This is a genomic window from Telluribacter humicola (genome assembly GCF_017355935.1).
In the GTDB taxonomy this organism is placed as follows: Bacteria; Bacteroidota; Bacteroidia; order Cytophagales; family Spirosomataceae; genus Telluribacter; species Telluribacter humicola.
This window is the reverse complement of the sequence record NZ_JAFIQT010000003.1, coordinates 183,817-193,352: the sequence shown is the minus strand read 5'-3', so window position 1 is coordinate 193,352 and position 9,536 is coordinate 183,817. Positions and strand designations below refer to the sequence as shown.

General features: G+C 46.5%; 9 protein-coding genes. All 9 read left to right on the top strand.

Annotation, left to right across the window (positions count from 1 at the left end):
- Positions 1–1,500 (top strand): T9SS type A sorting domain-containing protein (locus JUB14_RS16175; RefSeq protein WP_207507368.1); only part of this gene is annotated, 1,500 nt, incomplete at its 5' end.
- Between the two features lie 151 nt (positions 1,501–1,651).
- Positions 1,652–2,095, top strand: coding sequence for a 50S ribosomal protein L13 (rplM, locus tag JUB14_RS16170; protein WP_207507367.1), 444 nt, complete (start codon positions 1,652–1,654; stop codon positions 2,093–2,095).
- A 33-nt stretch (positions 2,096–2,128) separates the two neighbouring features.
- Positions 2,129–2,515, top strand: a complete 387-nt coding sequence (gene rpsI / locus JUB14_RS16165; RefSeq protein ID WP_207507366.1) for a 30S ribosomal protein S9 — start codon at positions 2,129–2,131, stop codon at positions 2,513–2,515.
- Between the two features lie 167 nt (positions 2,516–2,682).
- Positions 2,683–3,495, top strand: a complete 813-nt coding sequence (gene rpsB / locus JUB14_RS16160) for a 30S ribosomal protein S2 (RefSeq protein WP_207507365.1) — start codon at positions 2,683–2,685, stop codon at positions 3,493–3,495.
- A 183-nt stretch (positions 3,496–3,678) separates the two neighbouring features.
- Positions 3,679–4,515, top strand: coding sequence for a translation elongation factor Ts (tsf, locus tag JUB14_RS16155; RefSeq protein ID WP_207507364.1), 837 nt, complete (start codon positions 3,679–3,681; stop codon positions 4,513–4,515).
- Positions 4,516–4,719: 204 nt separating this feature from the next.
- Positions 4,720–5,697: a DUF3078 domain-containing protein gene (locus JUB14_RS16150; protein WP_207507363.1), complete on the top strand. Its 978-nt coding sequence runs from the start codon at positions 4,720–4,722 to the stop codon at positions 5,695–5,697.
- Between the two features lie 181 nt (positions 5,698–5,878).
- Positions 5,879–7,234, top strand: a complete 1,356-nt coding sequence (gene murD / locus JUB14_RS16145) for a UDP-N-acetylmuramoyl-L-alanine--D-glutamate ligase (protein WP_207507362.1) — start codon at positions 5,879–5,881, stop codon at positions 7,232–7,234.
- A 15-nt stretch (positions 7,235–7,249) separates the two neighbouring features.
- A complete protein-coding gene (locus JUB14_RS16140) occupies positions 7,250–8,401 on the top strand; it encodes an FtsW/RodA/SpoVE family cell cycle protein (protein ID WP_207507361.1) in 1,152 nt (383 codons plus the stop codon).
- Positions 8,402–8,407: 6 nt separating this feature from the next.
- Positions 8,408–9,502 carry an undecaprenyldiphospho-muramoylpentapeptide beta-N-acetylglucosaminyltransferase gene (gene murG / locus JUB14_RS16135; RefSeq protein WP_207508075.1) on the top strand — a complete coding sequence of 365 codons (1,095 nt, stop codon included), beginning with the start codon at positions 8,408–8,410 and terminating at the stop codon, positions 9,500–9,502.
- Positions 9,503–9,536 lie beyond the last annotated feature (34 nt).

Below are 9,536 nucleotides of genomic sequence, written 5' to 3'. Positions count from 1 at the left end.
TCAGGTACCGTAAGCTGGTCAAATGGCCAGAGTGGCAGCAGCATCAGTGTGAGCCCGAGCCAGACGACTACCTATACCGCCACGTGCAGCGCCAACGGCTGTACCAGCTCTAACAGCAGTGTGACAGTAACGGTGAACACAGCTGTTCAGACGCCGGCACCGGCTCCAGATCAGACGGTAAGTGGTAGCTGCGTAGTGAATAAGGTACGCCTTGTATTCCGTACCGACTGCTGCTTCCACCGCTTGAATGGTGCGTCTCTGCAGGGAAGCAATGACCGCAACAGCTGGACCACGATCTACAACTTTACTACCGAGGGTACGGGCAAGTGGCAGGAGTTCAGCTTCGGCAATACGGCCAGCTACCGCTACGTACGTTATGTGTCAGCACCCAACAGTGCCGGTGAGCTGGTAGAGATAGAGTTCTACAATGGTAGCCAGAAGCTGTCAGGAACCGTATTCGGATCATCAGGAAGCTTCAACAACGATTCCAAGTACAGCTACCAGCGTGCTATGGACGGAGTGGTAGGAGAGATGTGGCACGGAGCCAGCCAGGGTACCCACAACTTTGTCGGCCTTGACTTGTCGGGATGCAGCAGCACAGCCTGTACGCCACCATCAGCCCCTGGTTTGACGGCCAGTGCTTCAACCATCACCTCCGGACAGAGCACCACGCTTACCGCCAGCAACTGCTCAGGTACCGTAAGCTGGTCAAACGGTCAGAGTGGCAGCAGCATCAGTGTGAGCCCGAGCCAGACGACTACCTATACCGCCACGTGCAGCGCCAACGGCTGTACCAGCTCTAATGGCACTGTGACGGTAACCGTTACGGGTACTGATAAAACAGATGCTGGTACCAATTGCTCGGCTCTTGAAGGGTTCCTGGATGCTGCTGACTGTGGTAGTATAGCAGGCTGGGTATATGACAAGAGTAACCCTAATGCCGTACTTAAAATAGATATTTATGATAACTCTAATGGTGCTACCCTGATACAAAGCGGAGTCACAGCGGGTATTTTCCGACAGGATCTGCTCAACGCCGGAAAAGGGAATGGTAATCATGGATTCTATATAACTACTCCTTCACAACTCAAGAATGGCCAGAGCCGAAACATCAGTGTCCGGGTAAATGGATGTAGCTATACCTTGAGTAACTCATTCAAGATAATCAACTGCTCATCCAACGCTCGCACCGGTGTCGAGGAAGTTGAAGAAGTGAGTGTGACTAATACGGAGCTGACAGTTGTGTCTGAACAGCGTATGTCGGCCTGGCCTAACCCAACAAAAGGCGAGCTGGAAGTAAGCTTCTACGTAGAAGAGCAGAAAGATGCCGTACTCTCAGTAGTAGATATGATGGGTGTGAGCTGGTTCGAGCAGAAAATCAAAGGAGCCGGACAGCATCAGGAGAAAATCAACCTGTCTAATTCGGTAGAAGGTATCTATATTATCCAGCTGAAAAAGGCTAATAGTCTCGAAACAAAGAAAATAATAGTAACCCACTAAACAATTACAGTGGCTGTTAGGGTATAATTTCTTAACAGCCACTTGTAATTCAATTTGTTAAGCTCTATATTTGCAGTCCCATTTTGAGGTGGGACTGCATTTTTTATAGTAATTTACTGAAAATCAATTTATAATTTCTTTTTTGTTAATCGTGGATACGTTAAGCTACAAAACCATCTCGGCGAACAAAAACACAGTAAATAAGGAGTGGGTTGTGATTGATGCCAAAGGAGCAGTGCTGGGTCGTTTGGCCAGCCAGATCGCTAAGATCATCCGTGGCAAGCACAAGCCTAGTTTCACTCCTCATGTAGACTGTGGTGATAACGTTATTGTTATCAACGCCGACAAAGTAAAGCTGACCGGTAACAAGATGACCGACAAAGTTTATGTCCGTCACACAGGTTATCCTGGAGGTCAGCGTTTTCAAACGCCTCGTGAGCTGCTGTCGAAGCACCCTGAGCGCGTAATCGAGAAGGCCGTGAAAGGTATGCTTCCTAAAAACCGTCTGGGACGCCGCCTCTTCACCAATCTTCATGTATATGCCAGTGCTGAGCACCCGCACGTTGCTCAGCAACCAAAAGAAGTTAAGTTGTAAGTCGTTGACAACGAATAACGCAAAAGCGAACTAATGGAAGTTATCAACAAGATAGGTAGAAGAAAAACCGCCGTGGCTCGTATCTACATGAAGCCCGGTAATGGTGATATTCAGGTGAACGGACGGGATTACAAAGAGTATTTCCCTTTTGAAGTACACCAGATCGTAGTACAGCAGCCTTTTGCTACCATCAATGGTGGCGGCAGCTACGATGTTAAAGTAAACGTACGTGGAGGCGGTATCACAGGACAAGCCGAAGCCGCTCGTATGGCTATCTCACGTGCACTGGTTGAATATAACGGTGAATTCCGTCCGGCACTGAAGAAGGAAGGATTCCTGACTCGTGACCCTCGTATGGTCGAGCGTAAGAAATACGGTCGTCGGAAGGCTCGCAGAAGATTCCAGTTCTCAAAGCGCTAATATTCTGTTTGGTCAGAGTTGTCAGATTGCTGCTAGCAATATCCGGCAAACGCTGTATAGCTACCTGATCATACTATTAGCTCAACTAAAATATTTGTCCAGACGATGCTTACTGTGTCCGGTGTATCGTGCTGCAGAAACAAAACATTCTAATCTAACGTATTAAAATGGCACAAGTAGAATATAAAGACCTCCTGGATGCAGGTGTGCACTTTGGCCACCTCACCCGCAAGTGGGATCCGCATATGGCTCCATATATTTTTATGGAGAAGAACGGAATCCACATCATTGACCTGAACAAAACGCTGAGCTGCATTGATCAGGCTGAAGCCGCCATCAAGCAGATTGTGCGCTCAGGTCGTAAAATTATGTTCGTTGCTACAAAGAAGCAGGCACAGGAAATCGTAACGGAAGAGGCTAAGCGCCTTAAGATGCCGTACGTGACTGAGCGTTGGTTGGGTGGTATGCTCACCAACTTCGGTACAATCCGCAAATCGCTCAAGAAGTTGCAGAGCCTCGAAAAGATGCTTAAAGACGAAACCACGGTTAACAACATAGCGAAGCGCGAGCGCCTGATGCTTTCCCGCGAAAAGGAGAAGCTAGAGAGAGTGCTAGGAGGTGTAGCTGATCTTACACGTCTCCCGGCTGCCCTGTTCGTAATCGATGTAAAGCGCGAGCATATTGCAGTTTCTGAGGCCAAGCGTCTCGGTATCCCGGTATTTGCTATTTGCGATACTAACTCAAATCCTGATCTCGTTGATTTCCCAATTCCGGGTAATGACGATGCATACAAGTCTATCTCACTGATCACGCTGGCAATCGGTAAGGCTATTGAAGAAGGTCTTATGGAGCGCAAGCAGGATAAAGATGACCAGCGTCTGGCCGATGAAGAAGAGGCAAAGCGTCAGGTTGATCAGGGTGGTGAGGAAGAAACTGTTGAGACTCCCAGCGCTGTTGTTGAAAATAGCGACGAAGAGTAATATATACAGCATTAAGTGTATGGTTCAGGTATCAGGACTTAATGATCCTATCTGAGCAATAGATAAGTAGCCCGTAGTCTATCCACTATGGGCTACTCTATTTAAAATAAGGTGCCAACTTAAGTAAGAGTACCTGTAATAAAAATTTGATTTTAATTAAACACTACATTAATCACAGAAATCATGGCAATTACTGCGCAAGACGTGAACAAACTTCGCCAAATGACCGGCGCCGGAATGATGGACTGTAAAAAGGCTCTTTCGGAAGCGGATGGTGATTTTGATAAGGCGGTTGATATCCTTCGTAAGCAGGGACAGAAAGTAGCCGCTAAGCGTGCAGATAACACTACATCAGAAGGTAGAGTACTGGTCCACATCAGCGACGACAAGACCAACGGTAAACTGATTGCATTGGCTTGTGAAACTGAACCCGTATCTAACGTAGAAGATTTCAAGAACCTGGCTCAGGCTATTCTTGATCAGGCTGTAGCCAAAAACCCTGCTACCAAAGAGGAGCTTCTGGCTTCTACTCTGGCAGACGGACAGGTACTGAGCGAGCGCATTACTGAGCTTGTAGGTAAAATGGGTGAAAAACTTGATGTAGTAGCCTACGAAAATGTTTCAGCTGACGAAGTAGTATCATACATTCACTCTAACGGTAAGTTAGGTGTACTGGTAGCCTTCGAAGGTGTTAACGGTGCTGATGTTAATGAACTGGGTAAAGACGTAGCTATGCAGATTGCTGCTATGCGCCCTGTTGCCTTAGATAAGGACGAAGTAGATGCTTCTATCGTTGAGCGTGAAATCGAGGTAGGTAAAGAGCAGGCTCGTGCTGAAGGTAAGCCTGAGGCTATGCTTGAGAAGATCGCTATGGGTAAGCTCAACAAGTTCTACAAAGACAATACCCTATTGAACCAGGAGTTTGTAAAGGATTCTTCGTTGACTATCCGTCAGCTGCTGGAAAAAACGTCGAAAGGTCTAACTGTAAAAGCGTTTAAGCGCGTAGCTATCGGAGGTTAATCCGTCAGCAACAGTAGCTATTTCATAAAAAAGCCCGGCATCATCTGATGCCGGGCTTTTTTATGAAATAGCTGTTAGATATAAAAGGTAAAGGCGGTTTTACTAGCTAACAATCTATAATTTCCGGCAATTTTGTACAACTAATGACTAATGATGCAGTTACTAAAGTACCTGCTAGTATAGTATCATCAACCCTTCCACTTCATGCAAAAGCATTTTACTACCTTACTACTTCTACTATTCCTCTTTCTACACTCTTTATACGTGTTTGCACAGGTTGATTCTTCGGTTATCAAGCCTGATACGTTAATCATCCAGCCCGATACGCTGATCATACCAGCTGATACAATTATTATTAAGCCCCAGGAGGTACAAAAAGATACTTCCTGGAAGTTCAAAACGGAGTATGGGGCCAACTTAAATCAGGGCTCTTTCAGTACCAACTGGACAGGAGGAGGAGTTAATTCAGTGGCATTAGGACTATTCTTTAATACTGTTATTGAGTACAAAAAGGATGATGAGTCGTGGCGTAATGAGTTACAGACCCAATATGGTATAGTCAAGAACAGGGGGCAGGCGAGCCGAAAAAACGTGGACCGGATATTCTTTGATACCAAGTATTCTCGAAGGATGTCCAAGTACTGGAACTTTGTAGGTAATGTCAATCTGCTGACACAGTTTGCACCCGGTTATGTGTATGAAGAAGACCTGGATGGAGATCTGATTCAAAGACGGGTATCCGGTTTTTTTGCTCCGGCATATATTACAGAGTCGGTAGGTTTAGAATATAAGCCGGTACCATACTTTTTTATTACTTTCTCGCCCGGTGCAGTTCGGCAAACGATTGTAGCTGATAAGGAGCTTTATATCAATACACCTGATCAAAGAAACTATGGTGTACCCATTGGACAAACTATGCGAACTGAGCTGGCACTGATGCAGATTGTAGCTAACTTCAAAAAAGACATAGCTACCAATGTAAATTTGAGCTTCAGGTACTTACTGTTTGCTAACTACCGCAATCTGGGTGCCATGGATAATCGGCTGGATGCTACGCTGACTGCTAAGGTCAATAAGTACATTAATGTCAACCTGGGCGCTATTATAGTCTACGATGAAGACCAAAGCTATCAAATACAATACGCACAATCATTGGCGTTAGGATTTATTTATAGACTATGAAATAATAGAATTTATAAGACAAAATAAGTGAGAATTAATAACTATAATGCCAAACTATATCCGCTGATAAATTATATTTTGAGCGGCTTTTTGGAAAAACTTTTTTATTAGAAAGCTGGTAATGACTGTTGCATTAGAGCTAAAAAAAGACTGAAATTTACAATTGAAATTTATCAGCTGAATGGGGCAAAAAAAAATATCCATACTGGGAGGAGGAGAAAGTGGAGTAGGAGCGGCCTTACTCGGTAAGGCTAAGGGATTTACCGTTTTTTTATCGGATAAAGGTACCTTACAGGACAAGTATCGGCAGGTACTTGAGAAGGAAGGCATACCCTACGAAGAAGGCGGACACACCCCAGAGCGAATACTGGATGCGGATGAAGTAGTTAAAAGTCCGGGTATACCCGATAATGTACCCCTGGTACTGGAACTGCACCGGCGGGGTATACCCGTTATATCAGAAATAGAACTGGCGGCTCGCTACACCCAGGCACACCTGATAGCGATAACCGGTAGTAATGGCAAAACCACTACCACCTTACTGATCTACCATTTGCTCAAGCAGGCAGGCTTGTCGGTCGGGCTGGCTGGTAATATAGGTGATAGCTTTGCCCGGCAGGTGATTGAAGAAGATCATGACTACTATGTACTTGAGCTGAGTAGTTTTCAGCTGGATAATATGTACGACTTCCGGGCTAATGTAGCGGTACTGCTCAACATCACCCCTGACCACCTGGATCGTTACGAATATAATTTTCAAAATTACGTCAACTCGAAGTTCAGGATCATACAGAACCAAACATCTGAGGACGACTTTATATATTATAATGAAAATGAGCCGATCCTGGCTGAGCTCCAGAAGCGGGATATAGCGGCACGTCAGTGGCCAATATCACTGGCGAAAGTGGTTGAAGAGGGAGGGTATCTTAATGAAGGTATTCTGCATGTTCATAGCCACGGACAGACAATGGCGCAGGCTATGGAGGAACTGCCTATTAAGGGACCTCATAATGCCATCAATGCCATGGCCGCACTCCTGGTGGCGCAGTCGGTAGGTATTGCACCCGATCAGATTCGAAAAGGACTCCTTAGCTTTCAGAATGCCCCGCATCGGCTCGAGCCGGTTGCTACCATCAACGGCGTTAGCTACATCAATGACTCCAAGGCTACCAACGTAGATTCCGTGTTCTATGCGTTAGGTAGTTTTGATGCCCCTGTCATACTTATCGCCGGGGGAGTAGATAAGGGTAATGATTATACGCAGATTGAGGACTTGGTACGGCAGAAGGTAAAAGGATTGATCGCTCTTGGGACAGATACCGGCAAACTAACCAACTTCTTTTCGGATACGGTACCGGCTATGTATGCTACTCAGGACTTACAAGATGCTTTACTTAAAGCATACGAATGGGCAGCGCCAGGCGATATAGTACTGCTATCTCCGGCGTGCGCCAGCTTTGACCTGTTCCGTAATTACGAAGACCGGGGTAATAAGTTCAGAGAAGCAGTGGCTCAACTAAAAGCCCATAACTCTTAGATAACCTGAAGAAGTATGGAACTACTGCAGCAGTTAAAAGAAGATACCCAGTCATGGTTTGCCCGTAATCTGAAGGGTGATCCCTATATCTGGATCGTCAGCGTGGGGTTGTTGCTGTGCAGTATACCTATTGTTTATAGCGCAGCCGTAAAAGACGCCTACACCTACCGTCAGGGTAATACTGAATACTACCTTTACAAGCAGATTGCACTCAGTATAGTCGCGTTGGGGGTGATGATTCTGGTACACCGTATTCCCTATACCCGTTTTGTGCAGGTATCCCGGATTGGCGTCTGGATCAGCGTTCCCCTTTTGTTGTTTGCAGCCTTCAATGGTAAAACCGTGAACGACGCTTCCCGCTGGATCGAGATACCTCTGATCGGGCAGCGCTTCCAGCCTTCCGAGTTTGCCAAAGTAGCCCTTATTACTCATCTCTCTCTGGTATTGGCACGACATATCAAGGGAGGATGGAGCACCCGGGAGCTGCTTACCGAGCCTGTATTATTGATAGGAATAGTATGTGGTCTGATATTTCCCAGTAATGTATCTACCGCAATGCTGCTGGTAGGTGTATGCTTTTTTCTGATGTATGTGGGTAAGGTACCTATCAGATATCTGGTCTTTACAGCCCTGGGACTGGCCTTTTTTGCTTCTACCGCTATTGTACTACGAGCTACTCAGCGCTCAGGCACGGCGCAAAGTCGTCTTCAGACATTCTTTAATAGAGACACCGTCGTTTACCAATCGCAGCAGTCGTATATGGCCATGGCTCGGGGAGGTGTATACGGAGAAGGAATTGCTAAGAGCCGTCAGCGGCGTTTCTTACCGGAGCCCCAAAAAGACTTTATTTATGCAGTAACTGTAGAAGAATGTGGCACGATTGGTGGGACCTTATTGATAGTAGCGTACCTGGTACTCCTGTACCGGGGACTGAAAGCTATTGAAAAAACAAAACGTCCATTCGGAGGATTACTATCTGCAGGGCTTACCTTCAGTATAGTATTTCAGGCTTTTTCAACAATGGCCGTAACGGTAGGGCTACTACCGGTTACGGGGCAAAACCTGCCCTTTTTTAGCCAGGGAGGTACATCTATGCTCTTTACGGCTCTTGCCCTGGGTATGATCCTGAGTGTAAGCCGGGGCGAGCTGGACGAAAAAACAATATAATCAATGATGCCAAAGCGTGTAATTATAAGCGGAGGAGGAACCGGGGGACATATCTATCCTGCCATTGCTATTGCGAATGCTCTTAAGGAGCAGGACCCATCTACCGAGATCCTGTTTGTGGGGGCTGAAGGCAAAATGGAAATGGAGAAGGTACCCAAAGCGGGGTATAACATCATTGCTCTGCCTATAGTAGGCTTAAAACGTGAGCTCTCACCGGACAACCTGGCTTTTCCGATCAAGCTTACGCGCAGCCTCCTGAAAGCACGATCGGTTATCAGAGACTTTAATCCTGATGTAGCCGTAGGGGTAGGTGGATTTGCCAGTGGACCCTTATTGATGATTGCCTCATTGATGGGAATTCCTACGCTGATTCAGGAACAAAATTCCTACGCCGGAGTTACCAATAAAATACTTTCCAAAAGAGCACGTACCATTTGTGTAGCGTATCCGGGTATGGAAGCATTCTTCGATAAAGGCAAGGTAAAGTTGCTGGGTAACCCGGTACGTAGCGATATAATCAATGCCAATGCCAAAAGGGCTGAAGGCCTGAAGCATTTCGGGCTGGACTCTCACCGAAAGACCCTCTTTGTCATGGGTGGTAGCCTGGGAGCCCGAACTATCAACGAGAGCCTTAGTGCCGGGTTAAAAAAGCTGAACGAAGCCGGCTACCAGGTCATCTGGCAGACCGGTAAACTCTATATAGACACAGCTAAAGAACATATACAGCAGGCACGCACGGAGCGGATCAAAGCTTTTGATTTTGTGTATGAGATGGACCTGGCTTATGCCGTAGCGGACGTTGTAGTATCAAGGGCAGGCGCCTTATCGGTCTCAGAACTGTGCCTGGCGGCCAAACCCGCTATACTGGTACCTTTTCCGGCGGCAGCCGAGGACCATCAAACCAAAAACGCTATGAGTTTGGTACGGCAAAATGCAGCCTTACTTATTCAGGATGCTAACGCAGGCCGTGAATTGGTTGAGACAGCGATCCGTCTGATGGAGGACCCGGCAAAGCAGGCCGAGTTAAAAAAGAATATTCAGACGCTGGCTCGTCCGGATGCGGCTCGTGACATAGCCCAGGAGGTAGTTAAGCTGATGTGATGATCAGCATCGAATATATAATTATATAAAGTAA